Annotated in this window: 11 protein-coding genes; 6 read left to right on the top strand and 5 right to left on the bottom strand. The window is 43.5% G+C overall.

Translation table 11 applies throughout. The annotated features are described in order from the left end of the window. Nucleotides 1–148 precede the first annotated feature (148 nt). The gene (locus tag Q0590_RS06925; protein ID WP_302036783.1) at nucleotides 149–1,516 is read left to right on the top strand and encodes a HAMP domain-containing sensor histidine kinase; all 1,368 of its coding nucleotides are present in this window, start codon (nucleotides 149–151) and stop codon (nucleotides 1,514–1,516) included. Nucleotides 1,517–1,596: 80 nt separating this feature from the next. On the opposite strand, the gene Q0590_RS06930 is transcribed toward Q0590_RS06925, so the two are convergent. Together Q0590_RS06930 and pruA are read right to left on the bottom strand one after the other, a co-directional pair. Next, on the bottom strand, nucleotides 1,597–2,439 hold the full coding sequence (locus Q0590_RS06930) for a Rossmann-fold NAD(P)-binding domain-containing protein (RefSeq protein WP_302036784.1): 843 nt from the start codon (nucleotides 2,437–2,439) through the stop codon (nucleotides 1,597–1,599). A 178-nt stretch (nucleotides 2,440–2,617) separates the two neighbouring features. Then, nucleotides 2,618–4,249, bottom strand: a complete 1,632-nt coding sequence (pruA, locus tag Q0590_RS06935) for an L-glutamate gamma-semialdehyde dehydrogenase (protein ID WP_302036785.1) — start codon at nucleotides 4,247–4,249, stop codon at nucleotides 2,618–2,620. Between the two features lie 252 nt (nucleotides 4,250–4,501). Here pruA and Q0590_RS06940 point away from each other — a divergent pair, with 252 nt between their 5' ends. After that, complete coding sequence (locus Q0590_RS06940) at nucleotides 4,502–4,963, top strand: hypothetical protein (RefSeq protein ID WP_302036786.1); 462 nt, start codon at nucleotides 4,502–4,504, stop codon at nucleotides 4,961–4,963. Further along, nucleotides 4,960–5,439 carry a GNAT family N-acetyltransferase gene (locus Q0590_RS06945; protein ID WP_302036787.1) on the top strand — a complete coding sequence of 160 codons (480 nt, stop codon included), beginning with the start codon at nucleotides 4,960–4,962 and terminating at the stop codon, nucleotides 5,437–5,439. The genes Q0590_RS06940 and Q0590_RS06945 overlap by 4 nt, the downstream gene beginning before the upstream one ends. Before the next feature lie 41 nt (nucleotides 5,440–5,480). Here the strand turns inward: Q0590_RS06945 and Q0590_RS06950 are convergent, their stop codons facing one another. Then, nucleotides 5,481–5,786 (bottom strand): DUF4286 family protein, encoded by a 306-nt coding sequence (locus tag Q0590_RS06950; protein WP_302036788.1) that lies wholly within the window; start codon nucleotides 5,784–5,786, stop codon nucleotides 5,481–5,483. 394 nt (nucleotides 5,787–6,180) lie between these two features. On the opposite strand from Q0590_RS06950, the gene Q0590_RS06955 reads away from it, so the two are divergent. The 3 genes from Q0590_RS06955 to Q0590_RS06965 all read left to right on the top strand — a co-directional run bounded on the left by Q0590_RS06955 (nucleotide 6,181) and on the right by Q0590_RS06965 (nucleotide 10,395). After that, nucleotides 6,181–6,393: a PAS domain-containing protein gene (locus Q0590_RS06955; protein ID WP_302036789.1), complete on the top strand. Its 213-nt coding sequence runs from the start codon at nucleotides 6,181–6,183 to the stop codon at nucleotides 6,391–6,393. A gap of 30 nt (nucleotides 6,394–6,423) precedes the next feature. Next, the gene (locus Q0590_RS06960; RefSeq protein ID WP_302036790.1) at nucleotides 6,424–9,690 is read left to right on the top strand and encodes a PAS domain-containing sensor histidine kinase; all 3,267 of its coding nucleotides are present in this window, start codon (nucleotides 6,424–6,426) and stop codon (nucleotides 9,688–9,690) included. A gap of 156 nt (nucleotides 9,691–9,846) precedes the next feature. Further along, on the top strand, nucleotides 9,847–10,395 hold the full coding sequence (locus Q0590_RS06965; RefSeq protein ID WP_302036791.1) for a hypothetical protein: 549 nt from the start codon (nucleotides 9,847–9,849) through the stop codon (nucleotides 10,393–10,395). Nucleotides 10,396–10,620: 225 nt separating this feature from the next. On the opposite strand, the gene Q0590_RS06970 is transcribed toward Q0590_RS06965, so the two are convergent. Both Q0590_RS06970 and Q0590_RS06975 read right to left on the bottom strand, forming a co-directional pair. Then, nucleotides 10,621–12,753, bottom strand: coding sequence for a prolyl oligopeptidase family serine peptidase (locus tag Q0590_RS06970; protein WP_302036792.1), 2,133 nt, complete (start codon nucleotides 12,751–12,753; stop codon nucleotides 10,621–10,623). Between the two features lie 112 nt (nucleotides 12,754–12,865). Next, nucleotides 12,866–15,955: an efflux RND transporter permease subunit gene (locus Q0590_RS06975; protein ID WP_302036793.1), complete on the bottom strand. Its 3,090-nt coding sequence runs from the start codon at nucleotides 15,953–15,955 to the stop codon at nucleotides 12,866–12,868. Between the last annotated feature and the right edge of the window lies 1 nt (nucleotide 15,956).

Below are 15,956 nucleotides of genomic sequence, written 5' to 3' on the forward strand. Positions count from 1 at the left end.
TTCCTACCAAACTGATTCACACCGTGGTTGGCATGGGCTATATTATGAAAGAAGAGTAATACGCATAGATTTAACAAATACTCTTATTACAAGCAAGGCTGCTGTGCCTGAACTACTGCCCGGAAATGGCAACTTTAACTACTAACCAATGAAAATAAGGAATAAGCTTACTCTTCTGTTCACCTTACTGGTAGCCACTATTCTGCTGATCTTTTCCTTATCTATCCACTATTTTTACACCCTTTACCGGCGCATCGAGTTTTATAACAGGCTAGAAGAAAAAGCCTATACTACCGTACGTTTACTAAAAGAAAATGGCATCAATGCCGGGGTTTTACACACGATTGACCAGAATGAAATAACTTCCCTGTATGAGGAAGAGGTTACCATCTATAATGAAAAAAACCAGGCTATCTACGACAGTGGCAATACACCCTTCCCGGTGACTGCGGAATTTTTGCAACAGGTAAGAGATGGGAAAACCATACAACTGCATAGCGGCCAGAAAGAAGTGCTGGCAGTCAGATACCTCCACGATAAAGATAATCTGGTTATTGTTATTTCGGCAGTGGATAAGTATGGATTCGACAAAGTAGATATCCTGACGAACTTACTAACCATAGGTGGTCTGGCTAGTGTGGTATTGGTGGCAGTAGCTGGTTGGTTTTTTTCCGGCAATGTGATGAAACCAGTAACTACTATTGTGCGGCAGGTAAAAGAAATTACTGCCTCTAATCTATCGGCTAGGCTGGAAACCAGCAATAATCAAGATGAATTGAACCAGCTGGCCCGCACCTTTAATGAGATGTTGGCCAGATTAGAGGAGTCATTTGCTGCGCAAAAAATATTTGTTTCTCATGCCTCACACGAACTACGTACCCCTCTGGCTATTCTAACCAGCCAACTGGAGGTAGAACTTATGCAGCAAAATCTTCCGGATCTATACCGGGCAAAGTTTGAATCCATCCTGGGTGAAATCCACATGATGAATACCCTTTCTAATGGCCTACTGGAGCTTGCCAGAGCTAGTGCAGATGCTAATTCTATTAGCTTTTCCAGAGTACGTATCGATGAAATTCTCTGGCAGGCACGTAAAGAGTTGCTCAAAAAAAACCCCGACTGCCAGATTGTTATTGATTTTGAAGAGCAGCCTAATGAAGAAGATGATTTAATTGTATATGGCAACGAAGCCCTGCTGAAAAGGGCCTTGATGAATTTAATGGAAAACGGTTGCAAGTATTCTGCTAGTAAACCTGTACATATCTGGCTATTATTTAAACCTGAAAATATAATTATCCGCTTTAAAGACCAGGGAGAAGGCATATCTTCGGAAGACCTTCCTCATATTTTTGAACCTTTTTACCGGTCCCACCGCACCCGGCACATAGCTGGTCACGGTATAGGATTGCCCCTTGCCCTTAAAGTAATCCAAATGCACAAAGGCAGCCTACAGATAGAATCGGATGAACACCAGGGTACAATTGCTACGGTTACCTTACCAGTAGTAGCTGCTTAATGAACTGTTTCACTTAACGCATATTAAGCCTGCTGCAGAAATGCCTTGCGATTAATTCTGTTTGCCTTTCTACCTTTCATTCAGGCGTTTCCTGTTGGAGGCAGATCATATTTGAAGGTTAGAGGATTGGGATAAATGAATCTATAACCTAATGCTGTTACGACTTTATCGCTATTTACCAGCTTATAGGCAGGCGTGTTGCCCTCCTGAAAGGTAGGTGCTTGCCAGCCAAAATCCCGGGCATTACTTAGGTAGATATCTTTACGGACAGGGTGCTCCGGTGCTACTACATTGTATAGTTCGCCCCATTTTTCTTGCCGGATTACTTCGTAAATAATACCAATTACATCGTCGCGGTGCACAAAGTTTACCGGTACATTTCCGGTAGGCAAATCGATCCTTCCAATAAAATACCTTCCCGGCACACGATCATACCCCATAAGGCCGCCGCAACGCAAAATGGTGGGTTTTCGGTGCAAGCCACATAAAATTTCTTCGGCACGGCGTAAAGAGGCGTTGCTATCTTCCCCAGAGATATCGGTCTCTTCTGTTACTTCTCCCTTATCCGGATATATGGAAGTGGAACTGACATAAATAATTTTGTTAAGCCGGGAGAGCTTCAAATGTTCACTTAAATGCAGAATTTGCATGGGATGAAACTCTTCTCCATGCTTACTTATACCTGGCGGAATAGCCACAATAAGTATATCGGCCCTGAGAAAATCAGGAATAGCATCTAGTTGTTCTTTTTGTGGATGGGGCGTAAAGTTGAGTAAAAAAGGTTGAATCCCCGCCTGTTGAAGCCTAACCAGTTTATCTTCATGCCTGGTAGAACCCTTTACAGTGAATCCTTTCGTTACCAGAAATTCCGCCAATGGTAATCCTAACCATCCGCAGCCAAGTATACTTACGGTTGTTGCCATATAAATTTCGCCTGTTACATGAAACGTTAACGGCTATGCGTCTAAAAGGATAACTGCCTGAAGAACGAATTAGCCCTATGACTACAGATACACCGGACTCAACACCCATAGCTATAAATCATGGAGCTTACTATTCTATAACCATTCTCCTCTGGCAAATAGCCGGATCAGCTTTCTATTATTCTTCCTGCAAAAAAGGATACCTGTAATCCGTAGCTGGTACAAAGGTTTCTTTGATGACTCTTGGCGACACCCAGCGGAGCAGATTAATCATAGAACCTGCTTTATCATTGGTACCAGATGCCCGGCTACCCCCAAAGGGTTGTTGCCCTACCACCGCACCAGTAGGCTTGTCGTTAATATAGAAATTACCGGCTGAGTGAAGCAGTTTTTTCTCACCCAGTTCAATGGCATACCGGTCCTGGGCAAAGAGGGCGCCAGTAAGGGCATAAGGAGAGGTTTTGTCGGCTAACTCTAAGGTCTGTTCGAAGTTTTCAGCATGATATACATAGATTGTTAGCACAGGTCCAAATATCTCTTCACACATGGTTACTGAAGAGGCGTCCGCAGTTTCTAATACGGTAGGCTCTACAAAGTACCCCTTGGATTTATCATACCTACCCCCGGCAACAACTTTAATTTTAGAATCTTTCCGGGCTGCTTCTATATAATTAGCAATTTTGTCAAACGACTTTTCATCAATCACGGCATTGAAGAAGTTGGTAAAATCTTCCACTCCGCCCATTTTTATACTTTTCAGGTCTTCTATAATATAGCCTTTTACTTCTTCCCACAAATTAGAGGGTACATAGGCCCTGGAAGCAGCCGAACATTTCTGGCCCTGGTATTCAAACGCACCGCGAACCAATGCTGTCGCAAAAGCCCTGGCATTGGCCGATTTATGTGCAATAACAAAATCTTTTCCGCCGGTTTCGCCTACAATTCGCGGATACCCTTTGTAGCGTGCAATATTCTGCCCAATGGTGCGCCAGATATGCTGGAAAACGCCGGTACTTCCCGTGAAGTGGATGCCGGCAAAATCGGGATGGTTAAAAATAATTTCTCCGGCAGCCGGGCCATCTACATAAATTAAATTAATTACTCCGTCGGGTACACCGGCTTCCCGGAATACTTGCATGAGTACCTGTGCAGAATATATTTGCGTATAGGCAGGTTTCCATACTACCGTATTGCCCATCATCGCTGGAGCGGTAGGCAGGTTGCCGGCAATAGCCGTAAAATTAAAGGGAGTTAATGCAAACACAAATCCTTCCAAGGCACGCTGCTCAATCCGGTTCCAGATCCCCGGGCTTGACTCCGGCTGCTGACTATATATCTGGCTCATGAAGTGTACATTAAACCGCAGAAAGTCAATTATTTCACAAGCAGAATCTATTTCGGCCTGGTAGGCATTTTTAGACTGGCCCAGCATCGTAGCAGCATTCAATCTGGCGCGGTAAGGTCCGGCAATCAGATCGGCAGCTTTTAAAAATATGCTCGCCCGGTGTTCCCAGGCCAGGTTTTCCCAGGCTTCTTTGGCATTCAGGGCAGCTTGTATGGCTTGCTCTACATGGGAGGCATCTCCTTCATGAAAATACCCAAGAATATGCTGATGGTCGTGGGGAGGCGAAAGGGCATGTTTGTTTCCGGTCCGGACTTCTTCACCACCGATGTACATGGGTATATCTACTTGTTGCGAACGTGCAGCAGCGATGGCTTCTTTTAATTGTTTTTTCTCTGCAGATCCTGGGGCATAGCTCAACACAGGCTCATTAACTGGTTTGGGTGTATGAAAGAATCCTTTTGACATAGGTGGCTAGGTTAATTTTACAGCTGGACGTATACAAACATGGAAAGTATACAAGACTACACTTCTTTCCATGGCCTGCTCCATCCGGGTTGCAAAGGTAGCAAAATCTGATGGTTCAGCAGATATATGATTTGTCCTTCCTTATAAACAGAACTCTTGTAAAAAAGATGCGATTTTGCCTGCCAGTAAATATTTTTCCTGAAATATCATATACCTTTGCGGTAGCCGTTATGGAATAATAATCTTTTGCTTATGAGCGCACTGCATACTATTGAAAATTTATACGAGGAATATACCGATTTTAGAAAACTCAGAATTACCTTAAATCAGTTTACCCATATTGTACATTTCTACCCGGTTTTGCTGATTATCAGTACGGATGGAAAAGTGGATGAAAAAGAATGGAAATATGTTCAGCACCTGTCTGATAGCCTGGGCGATCTTTACCTGAAAGACATTACAGACGCGGAGTTGCTCAGCGATTTAAAAGCTCTGTATTTGAATGAGTTTAAATTCCTGTTAATGAATTTTGATACCTGGGAAAGAAAATTTATCAAAACACTGCGGCAGTATCTGGCTGAAAATCCGGAGAAAAAAGAAGAGATACTCCAGACTATGTATTTGTTTGCCAATGTATCGAATGGTATACACGAGAAGGAGGAAATTATGATAGAGCATGTAAAAAAAGAATTAGGGATTGAGCATTCATTATGAGCACTGAACACATACAAATCCGCACCGGAACCAGAGACGATATACCTGCTGCTTTTGCCCTGGTGCAGGAACTGGCTTTGTTCGAAAAAGCACCTCACGAAGTAGATAATACACCAGAACGGATGCTACAAGATGGCTTTGGAGAAAATCCGGTATTTGGATTTCTCATCGCCGAAGTAGACGGGCATGTTGCCGGCATGTCATTATATTTTTTCCGGTACTCTACCTGGAAAGGCCGACGCTTGTATCTAGAGGATTTAATAGTGACGGAAGCCTACCGGGGCAAAGGGTTAGGTAAACTGCTGTTTGAAGCTACCATGAAAAAAGCCCTGGAACTGGATTGTTATGGCATGGCTTGGCAAGTACTCGACTGGAACACCCCGGCCATTGACTTTTATAAAAAATACGGTGCCTCGCTGGATAGCGAATGGATTAACTGCAGCCTCAGCCGCAAACAGTTAGAAATGATTAAATGACATTTAAGTACTACATACTGTTCTTCATCCACTGAAAATCATTAGTCTACCACTTCCAGCAATGTCTGGAATGTAACAAACTTACCGTCGTATCTTTTTGCATGAGCCATTTGTAACTGGGGCGCATGGTCATTTTCATAGCGGATATAATCTTCCATACTTTTTAAATAATACTGAAAGGAATAGGTAATGCCACCATTATCAAATTCATTCAGTAGCCGGAGCATTTTGTTTTCTACAAATAAGCCGGTTGCCATCATTTCGGGTACATGTTTAGTCCGCATCCAGTGCAGCCATTCGTCATGTACCTGATGGTCTATATTTACGGTTATGCTATAAAGGATCATGGCAGTAAACAAGGGTAAAACAGGGCCGAAGTTAACGGAATATTTTTGTATACACGAAAAAAAGCATAGCAGGTTTACAGACAGCAAATCCTTACTAGTACCTGCCTTACCCAACGCTTAGAGAAAAATACCGGATAAGAACAAGCCTTTTACTGTTGAAAAAGCAAGATACTACCACCTATTTGAAGAGAATATCCATCCGTTGCCTCTCAGGCAAGGAAGGTATGCCTGTAACCTTATGTGCGTGTAAAAGTATTAGGTAAGAATAGGATTACAGGCCTGGTTTATACAGTTGCTTTTTATAAGTAGTACTCTTAAGAAGACGTACCCTATCCGTTGTTTAGGCAGTTGGATATTTGTAAATCAGACCTTTTCAGCCTTGCATCAACCATATATGGAACATATACCTATACTACCTACAATAGATTGGCGCGACTTCCTTTCCGGAATTCTACCGCATGTGGAAGAAGGCGTAGCCGCCCTGGATAATTCTGGCCGTATCCTGTACTGCAGTCCTGCTTTTCGGGCTATCGCTCAAAAATCTGCTCAGCAAGTGCAGGGAGAGGTATTGCAACAGATTTTTGACGGACCAACCTCTGCCCGATAGCTTTATCATGAAAATTCCACCAAAGAGCTTATGTATCAGGACCAGGCTTTACAGATCACTCTGGTGCCTTCCTTCACAGAATCGCAAGCCCACAACGGATGTGCAGCCGTGATAAAAAAAATAGCCTATGCAAAAGGTAGCCAGGGTAGAGTGTTTCAAAAAAGTGCCCTTGAAGTTGACTTACAGTTACCGGGTGAAACCCAGGAAAGAGAACAGGCGCCATCTCAGCTGGCAGGCATCTCTACAGAAGTTCCTGAGAAAAATTTTGCCCAGGAAGAAGCCCGTTACAAAAATCAGCTGATTGAAAATATGACTGCTGACTTTCCGGTAATACTATCCAGAATCGATAAACAAGGGATTGTACAGGAAATGGTTGGCCTGGGTTTACAAAGTTTTGGGTTAACAGACAATCAACTGGCAGGGTATAATGTACTGGAACATGATGCGCAACTAGCTTTGTACCTCCGGAGAGTTCTGGCAGGTGAAAAGGTGTCGTTTATTTTTGAACATACATATAAAGGCAGGAAAATCTATTTTCAGTGCTTCTACTTTTTGGATTCAACAAGACAATGTGCAAGCGGCTTTAGCATAGATATTACAGAACAAAAAGAAACCGAAACAAAACTGAAGCAGAATGAAACTCAGTTAACACGGCTGAATGAACAATTGGAATCTAGCGTTCAGGAACGTACAAAAAAACTATCGGATAGTGAAGAGCGGTACAGGTCATTAATTATTGCCTCTTCCTCCATCGTCTGGACAGCCAACAGTGCAGGTGAAATGACGGAGCAAAACAGCCAATGGGAACAATTTACCGGGCAAACTTTTGAACAATACCGGCAAATGGGCTGGTTACAGGCTATACTTCCCATAGACCGTGTAAAGAACAAACAGCTCTGGGCCAATGCCTTTCTGGAAAAAGTACCCGTAGATACCGAGTGCCGCCTGCAGCATCGCGGTGGGCAATACCGCTATGTAGCGGTTCGGGCCGTACCTATTATTGGTCCGCAAGGAGAAGTAAAAGAGTGGATAGGCACTTGCAGCGATATACACGACCGTAAAATGGCAGAAGAGGCGCTTCGCAAAAGTGAAAAACGCTACGAAATAGCGGCTTCCGTAACACACGACGCCATCTGGGACTGGAATTTACTTACCAACGAATTAACCTATACCAGCGGGTATTATGCCATTTTTGGATTTACAGAAGCAGAAGTGCAAGGCACCATAGATGAGTGGTATAACCATATTCATCCAGAGGATGTACAGCAAGTGACAGAGAGCATCCAGGCAGTTATTGATAGTGGTAAAAAACTGTGGACCAATGAATACCGCCACTTACGGAAAGATGGCTCCTTTGCCTATGTCTATGACCGGGGCTATGTTCAGCATGATGCTTTTGGCAAACCTATCCGGATGGTAGGTGCCATGGCTGATATTACTGAACGTAAACGTGCGGAAGATGCGCTACGCGGAAATGAAGAACAACTTCGGCTAATTACAGATTCGCTGCCGGTCCTTATTGCGTATGTAAATGCCAATGAACAATACGAGTTCATTAATAAAACGTACGAAGAATGGTTTGCTATAAAGCGTGAACAAGCACAAGGTATGTATGTACGGGAATTTGTTGGAGAACAAGCATATCTTGCAATAAAGCCGTACATAAACTCTGTACTGGCGGGTAATCTGCTTACCTTCGAACTGCTTATTAATTATAAAGGTGCCGGATTTCGTACGGTAAATGCCACCTATATCCCCCTCCGGGAAGAAGGCATAGTAAAAGGATTTTACGTGATGGTGCTGGATATAACTGAACGAAAAAAAACCGAGCAAGCACTTATCGCCAGTGAAGCCAAGTTCAGAAGTGTATTTGAATCGGATATGCTTGGTATTATGATTTTCCAGGAAGATGGTAGTATTGTGGAGGCCAATGATAAATTCTTGCAACTGGTAGGCTACTCGCGTGAAGACTTACGCAGCAGCGGAATGAACTGGTACCGGATGACGCCGCCAGGCTACGAACACGCTGATGCAGATGCCGTGAATCAACTGAAGAAAACCGGCCTTGTGCCTCCTCTTGAAAAAGAATATATCCGGAAAGATGGAAGCTATGTATCGCTGCTGATAGGTGGAGCCGCTCTAGAAGAATATCCCAGCGGAGGGGTGGCTTTTGTGTTAGAAATAACCGAACAGAAAAAAGTTCAACAACGACTGGCACTTAGTGAAGAGCGTTTCCGGCTGGTTTCCAAAGCAACCAATGATGTAATATGGGACTGGGACCTTGCAAATGACAGCATCTGGTGGAACGAAGGGTTACGGGTACTATTTGGCTACAAGCCTGAAGAAATTGAACCAGGCTCCGAATCCTGGTATAGCCGCGTTCATCCCGCAGATATGGAAAGGGTTTTGTCCGGAGTTCATTATGTGATAGATACTGGTGGAGAACAATGGTCAGATGAATACCGCTTCAAAAAAGCCGATGGTTCCTATGCCTTTGTTCTGGACAGAGGCTACATTCTGCATGATAAGCAAGGAAAATCTATCCGGATGATTGGCTCTATGGTAGATATTACCTATATAAAAGAGGCACAGGAAGCCCTGGAGCACCAGGCCTTGGAGCTAAAACAATCTAATGCTGATCTGGAGCAGTTTGCCTACATTTCTTCCCATGATTTGCAAGAGCCACTTAATACGGCTGCCAGTTTTGCTAAGTTGCTAGCCCGTAAATATCAAACACAGCTGGGTACGGAAGGAAGTGAATTTATTGATTTTATAGTAAATGCTACCGACCGCATGAAAATCCTGATCCGCTCTCTGCTGGATTATTCTAAAATAAATTCATCTGGTAAGCTGCTGGAACCGACTAATCTGGCCAATGTGCTTGCACAGGTACAAGAGAACCTGAAAGCAACCATTCTAGAGAGTGGCACGCAAATTACAGTAGGCACCTTGCCAGTTGTACAGGCTGTTCCCTTACAGATGGTGCAGTTGTTCCAGAACCTGGTCAGTAATGCCATCAAATTTAAAGGGCCATCGCCTCCGGTGATAGATATCCGGATGAAAGAAGGAGAAAATCATTACCTGTTTCTTGTGGAAGACAACGGGATTGGCATGGATATGAAATATACAAATAAAATATTTCAGGTATTTCAGCGGTTACACAGCCGCGATGAATACGAAGGAGCCGGCATTGGGTTAGCTACCTGCAAACGTATTGTAGAAAGGCATGGCGGGCTAATATGGGTAGATTCTAAGCCCGGTAAAGGTTCGGTTTTTTATTTTACTATCCGTAAATAGAGAGGAATACTACGGATTTGTAGGGGTGGTGAGGAAGAAAATCAACTGGCATACTGTAACCATGCGGCGTGTTTACCGTAGTAACATATACAATTTTTTTGCCACTACTCAGGCAAATTGTTCGACAACCACACATTACTAAAACCTCAAAAAATTATGGACAACACAACAAGCAATTATTCTACAGGGTCAACTGGCCAGAGACGAATGCTCACAGGTATGTTTAGAGACCGCGATAGCGCAGAACAGGCTTATACTTCACTAAGAAGCCGTGGCTATTCAGATGAAGATATTAACCTGTTAATGTCTGATGATACCCGTAAAAAACATTTCAAGCATGATGATTCTGCTATAGGTAATAAAGCCATGGAAGGCGCAGGCGTAGGTTCTGCTATTGGTGGTACACTTGGTGCTATCGTAGGAGCAATTGCTGCTGCAGGTACTTCTATTGCCTTACCTGGTCTTGGCCTGGTAGTAGCCGGCCCAATAGCTGCCGGATTAGCAGGTGCTGGTGCAGGCGGATTAACCGGCGGTGTACTAGGCGCACTGGTTGGTGCAGGTATTCCAGAAGACCGTGCCAAAGAATATGAGTCTGGTATAAAGGAAGGAGGCATTGTAATGGGCGTAAGTCCACGTTCAGATGATGATGCTACTTACCTGGAGAATGAGTGGAAAACTTACCGGGGCGAAAAAATTTATAGATAAGCTCTCAGAAAACTGGCGGTAAGCCCGTTTTGTATAAATGAAAAAAGCAGTGGCTGTAGCAATATGGTCACTGCTTTTTTATTGGCTCTGTTAATAATTTAACCTTATAAGCTATTTACAGCACTAATAAAATGCCAGTTTTGGCTAGGCAGGCAGTGAGGTAAAACAAAAGCCTGTTTGAAAATTTATACAATTTTCTAACAGGCTTTTGCTAAAAAGACACTATTACTGATTTTTTTGCAGATTCGGGGTAACGCCCATTGTATACCACACAAAAGACCATATATCAGCCGCTTCTTCTATTTGCTTGGAGGTAGGTTTGCCCGCCCCGTGTCCGGCTTTGCTTTCTATCCGGATAAGCACTGGGTTGTTGCCTTTATGTTTTTCCTGCAAAGTAGCCGCAAACTTGAACGAATGGGCAGGTACTACCCGGTCGTCGTGGTCAGCGGTGGTAACCAAAGTAGCTGGGTAGTTTATTCCTTCCTTCAGGTTATGTAAGGGAGAGTATTTAATTAGATAATTGAATTGCTCTTGCTTATCGCTGGAGCCATATTCTACTGCCCATCCCCAACCAATAGTAAATTTGTGGTAACGCAGCATATCCATTACTCCTACTGCCGGCAGAGCTACTTTAAACAGCTCCGGACGTTGCGTCATTACGGCGCCTACCAGTAAACCTCCATTAGAGCCACCGGCGATAGCTAATTTTTGTGACGAGGTATATTTTTCTTTAATCAGGTATTCAGCAGCACCAATAAAGTCGTCGAAAACATTTTGCTTTTTCTCCAGCATGCCTCCTTTGTGCCAGTTCTCTCCGTATTCACCGCCACCTCTCAAATTAGGCATGGCATAGATTCCGCCATTTTCCAGAAATACCATCATTTTGGCACTGAAAGAAGGAGTTAAGCTAATATTAAACCCACCATAGGCATACAAATACGTAGGATTATTTCCATCCATTACCAAGCCTTTTTTGTGTACAATAAACATAGGTACTTTGGTACCATCTTTACTTGTATAAAAAATCTGTTTGGTTACATAGTCGTCAATACTGAATTTTACCTCTGACTTCCGGAATATTTCAGACTTGCCTGTGGCGATTGTATACCGGTATATGGTTGTAGGATAGGTAAAAGAAGTAAAGGTATAAAACAATTCTTTATCTGTTTTTTCTCCAGAAAAACCGCCTGCTGAGCCAATAGCCGGTAGTTTTATTTCATTTTCGGTTTTTCCATCTATGCTCAACTGGTAAACTTTGCTACTGGCATCTTTCAGGTAGGAGGCAAATAATTTTCCGCCAGCCGAGTTAACTCCTTCCAATAACTCTGGTTTCTCCGGGATAATGGTTTTCCAGCTGCTGCTATGCGTTTGCCGAGGGTCTATGGAAACCAGGCGGTAGTTAGGAGCTCCATAATCGGTATGTACTAACAGTTTGTTGCCCACATTATCGATCACCGAATAATTATTTTCAAATCCTTTACAGATCAGCTGAAAACCTTGCGAGTTGGTATCCATGTCTTTGGCATATAATTCTGTGCCGTGGGTACCTTCAGATGCATAGACGATTACATAGCGTTCATCGTCTGTAACCTGGGCAAAGAAATAGCGGAGCGGATGTTCTTTATCTTCAAATACTAATTCGTCTTTTTCTTGAGAAGTGCCAAGAGTATGGTAATATACTTTCTGATACTGGTTCTGTGTGGAAAACTCTTTTCCTTTAGCAGGTGCATCGTAGCGGCTGTAGTAAAATCCATTACCCCGCCAGGAAGCATTCGAAAACTTCACCCATTTCACCTGATCGCTTAATAGTTTTTTTGTAGCTACTTCCATTACATAGATCTGTTGCCAATCAGAACCACTTTCAGAAACTGTGTATGCGGCGTACTTATGATTTTTGGAGAACGTAATACCAGATAAAGCTACGGTGCCATCTGCTGACAAGGTATTGGGGTCTAAGAAAACTTCAGGTTCAGCATTTAAGCCTTTCTGATAGTACAGCACACTCTGGTTTTGCAAGCCATCATTCTTATAAAAGAAATAATACTCACCTTCTTTGAAAGGGGCAGAGTATTTAGGATAATTCCATATCTGCTCCAGCCGTTTTTTTACGGCATCCCGGAAAGGAATATTGGCTAAATATTTTTGAGTGACCTGATTCTGGGCGTTTACCCACTGGCCAACATTGGCCGCCGTATCGTGTTCCAGCCAGCGGTAAGGGTCTGAAATTTTTACGCCGAAGTAGTCATCTGTCTGATCTACTTTTTCTGTTGCCGGATACTGAATAGGTGAAGTTTGTGCGTGGGTGAGATGTGTAAGTAACAAAACAGGTAAAATAATGGATAGCTTTTTAAAATACATTGATTTCGGCAATTGGTTTGTTAGACATGAATACCTTGAAAATTACTGAAATTATGCATATACAACAAACCTACTGCCTATATGGTTGCAGGGAGACAATTATTTCTCAGGTTCAGCCAATGGCCAGTTCTTTCTTTTCTGTAGGAATACCCAGGGATTTTCTGCTTCTGGACAAGTAGGAATACATAGCCGGCACAATGTATAAAGTAAGAAATCCGGAAATGATCATTCCTCCTACTACCGCAATCCCCAGCGACTGGCGGCTACCTGCTGCAGTACCTAAAGATAGGGCAATAGGCAAAATACCTAAAATGGTTGCCATACTGGTCATTAGAATTGGGCGGAAGCGGGTAGTTGCTGCTTCCAGTACAGCCTCCAGCCGGCTGGCACCTTCCAGCTTGCGTTGATTGGCAAACTCTACTATCAGGATACCATTCTTGGTAACCAGGCCAATGAGCATAATAATGCCTATCTGGCTGAAAATATTCAGTGTTTGCCCGGTAAAATACAGCGTTATTAATGCGCCCGCCATAGAGGTAGGCACGGTAAGTAAGATAATGAAGGGATCAATAAAACTTTCAAACTGGGCCGCTAAGATAAGATATATCAATACCAAGGCCAGTATTAAAGCAAATATCAGGCTGGAGGAGCTATCAGCAAATTCTTTGGATTGTCCGGCAAGGTCTGTTTTTACAGATGGAGGTAATACTTTACGGGCTACTTCATCCATTGCCTGGATGCCTTCTCCCAGGGTTTTTCCCGGAGCCAATCCTGCAGAGACGGTAGCAGCTACATAGCGGTTATAGCGGTAAATAGCCGCTGCACTTACGGTTTCATCATAGGAAATCAAATTATCCAGAGAAACCATGCTGCCATTTCGGCTGCGTACATACAAATTTTTTATATCTATGGGTTCATTCCGGTTATTGCGCGCCAGCTGCCCGATTACCTGGTATTGTTTACCATTCATTACAAAATATCCATACCGCTGGCCGCTGTAGGATAATTGAAGTGTACGGGCAATTTCTTCCACAAATACATTCAGTTCAGACGCTTTTTCCCGGTTTACTTTTAATACTAGTTCAGGCTTGTTTACTTTAAAATCGGAATCTACAAAGCGGAGTGTGGGATGCTGCTGTGCTTCTTCCAAAAACTTTGGCAGTATTTCTATCAAGCTGTTTACATCACCTGTTTGTAGCACGTATTGTACCGGCTGGCCACCAAACCTGGAACCGATGGTGGGTGGCTGTGATGGAAAAGACCGCACCCCGGTAAACTCTTCTAATCCTTTAGAAATTTGTTGAAAAATCTGCTCCTGGGTTCGTTGCCGTTTGTCAGGATCTACCAGAAAGATGTTTTCTAAGCCGGCGTTTACCGGGCTGAAGGTACTACTTCCCGGAGTAACAGCTGTCAGTGAAATAGTGGTGAACAGTTCAGGAACCGAATCTACAATATAGCTGTCTATAGCCTGCATATACTGGTCCATGTATTCAAACGAAACGCCTTCAGGGGCTTTTACATTTACCCGGATTATAGACCGGTCTTCCAGAGGAGAGAGTTCAGAGGGTATAGATTTACCCACAAACCAGATAATGCCAAACATGCCCAGTAAGATCAGAAAGGCAGACCAACGGGCTTTCATAAACAGCTGGAGAGATTTCAGATAACCATCTGTTATGGCTACAAAAAACTTCTCCGTGCTTGCATAAAATTTACTTGGCTTGTCCTGATGCTTCAACATGTACGCACACATCATCGGAGAAAGTGTAAGGGCTACCAGTGCAGAAATCAATACGGAACCTGCCAGTACTACTCCAAACTCCAGAAACAGCCTTCCGGTTAACCCCCGCAAAAAGATAATGGGAATGAAGATAGCTGCCAGCGTAATGGTAGTAGAGATTACGGCAAAGTAGATTTCTTTAGAGCCAACAAGAGCGGCCTGAATCGGATTCATTCCTTTTTCTACCTTGGCATAAATATTTTCCAGCACCACAATGGCATCATCGCATACCAGTCCAATGGCTAATACAATGGCTACCAGCGTAAGTACATTAATAGAGAACCCGGCCAGGTACATGATAAAGAAGGTAGAGACGATAGAGATTGGAATGGCAATTACCGGGATCAGGGTAGAACGCCAGTCGCGCAAAAACATAAATATAACTATCGCCACCAGCATAAATGCTATGATCAGCGTTTCCTCTACCTCTGCAATTGACCGCCTTACCGGTTTGGTGTAATCATTGGCAATAGCCACTTTGAATTCTGGTGGAATTTCATCTTTTATAGCTTCTAAACGGCGGTAAACTTCGTCAGCAATAGCAATTTCATTCGCATTCGGTTGCGGTTGTATGCTTAGGTTTAATCCCGGCACGGTTTCCCTTCTAACAGAGGTACGTTCATTTTCAATGCCTAATTCTGCATACCCTATATCGGAGAACCGGATGATACGGCCATTCTCAGATTTAATAATCATGCGGTTGAATTCATCAGGTTTGGTTAGGCGGCTGTCGGTACGCAGACCTAATTCGGTGGTATTGCCTTCAATGCGGCCGGTAGGCAAATCTATGTTTTCACGGTTCAACGCAGCAAATACATCTGAGGGAACAATTTTGTAGGCAGAGAGTTTTAAGGGGTCCATCCATAGACGCATGGAGTAGCGGCGGGCACCACGTACCTGGGCAGAGCTTACGCCAGGAATGGTTTGCAGCCGTTCTTTGAGTACGTTCTCTGCAAAATCTGTAATCTCCATCAGGTTTTTGGTGTCGCTCTGAATGGTGAGGAATATGACAGACTGGGAGTTGGCATCGGCTTTATCTATAACCGGCGGGTCGGCATCTTTAGGAAGGTTTCCGGAGGCAGCAGAAACTTTGCTTCGCACATCGTTGGCAGCTGCTTCCAAATCTACATTGATATCAAACTCTACTGTTATCTGGCTTACCTGCTCACGCGAGGTAGAAGAAATAATGCGTACACCAGAAATCCCATTGATGGCTTGCTCCAGCGGTTCGGTAATTTGCGACTCTATTACATCCGGATTAGCGCCTGCATACGTAGTACTAACGGTGATAATCGGTGGATCTACAGCCGGATATTCTCTGGTACCTAAAAAACTAAATCCTACCACGCCGAATATAACCAGCAGGATGGATAATACAATGGCTAGTACTGGTCTCCGGATGCTTAGTTCTGATATGCTCATG

The sequence above is a fragment of the Rhodocytophaga aerolata genome (genome assembly GCF_030503435.1).
Taxonomy (GTDB): domain Bacteria; phylum Bacteroidota; class Bacteroidia; order Cytophagales; family 172606-1; genus Rhodocytophaga; species Rhodocytophaga aerolata.

Excerpts from the sequence above, each read along its gene's own strand:
- Q0590_RS06975 (WP_302036793.1), bottom strand. The coding sequence starts at position 15,955 with ATGAGCATATCAGAACTAAGCATCCGGAGACCAGTACTAGCCATTGTA.
- Q0590_RS06945 (WP_302036787.1), top strand. The coding sequence starts at position 4,960 with ATGAGCACTGAACACATACAAATCCGCACCGGAACCAGAGACGATATA.
- pruA (WP_302036785.1), bottom strand. The coding sequence starts at position 4,249 with ATGTCAAAAGGATTCTTTCATACACCCAAACCAGTTAATGAGCCTGTG.
- Q0590_RS06970 (WP_302036792.1), bottom strand. The coding sequence starts at position 12,753 with ATGTATTTTAAAAAGCTATCCATTATTTTACCTGTTTTGTTACTTACA.
- Q0590_RS06950 (WP_302036788.1), bottom strand. The coding sequence starts at position 5,786 with ATGATCCTTTATAGCATAACCGTAAATATAGACCATCAGGTACATGAC.
- Q0590_RS06960 (WP_302036790.1), top strand. The coding sequence starts at position 6,424 with ATGTATCAGGACCAGGCTTTACAGATCACTCTGGTGCCTTCCTTCACA.
- Q0590_RS06930 (WP_302036784.1), bottom strand. The coding sequence starts at position 2,439 with ATGGCAACAACCGTAAGTATACTTGGCTGCGGATGGTTAGGATTACCA.
- Q0590_RS06955 (WP_302036789.1), top strand. The coding sequence starts at position 6,181 with ATGGAACATATACCTATACTACCTACAATAGATTGGCGCGACTTCCTT.
- Q0590_RS06940 (WP_302036786.1), top strand. The coding sequence starts at position 4,502 with ATGAGCGCACTGCATACTATTGAAAATTTATACGAGGAATATACCGAT.
- Q0590_RS06925 (WP_302036783.1), top strand. The coding sequence starts at position 149 with ATGAAAATAAGGAATAAGCTTACTCTTCTGTTCACCTTACTGGTAGCC.
- Q0590_RS06965 (WP_302036791.1), top strand. The coding sequence starts at position 9,847 with ATGGACAACACAACAAGCAATTATTCTACAGGGTCAACTGGCCAGAGA.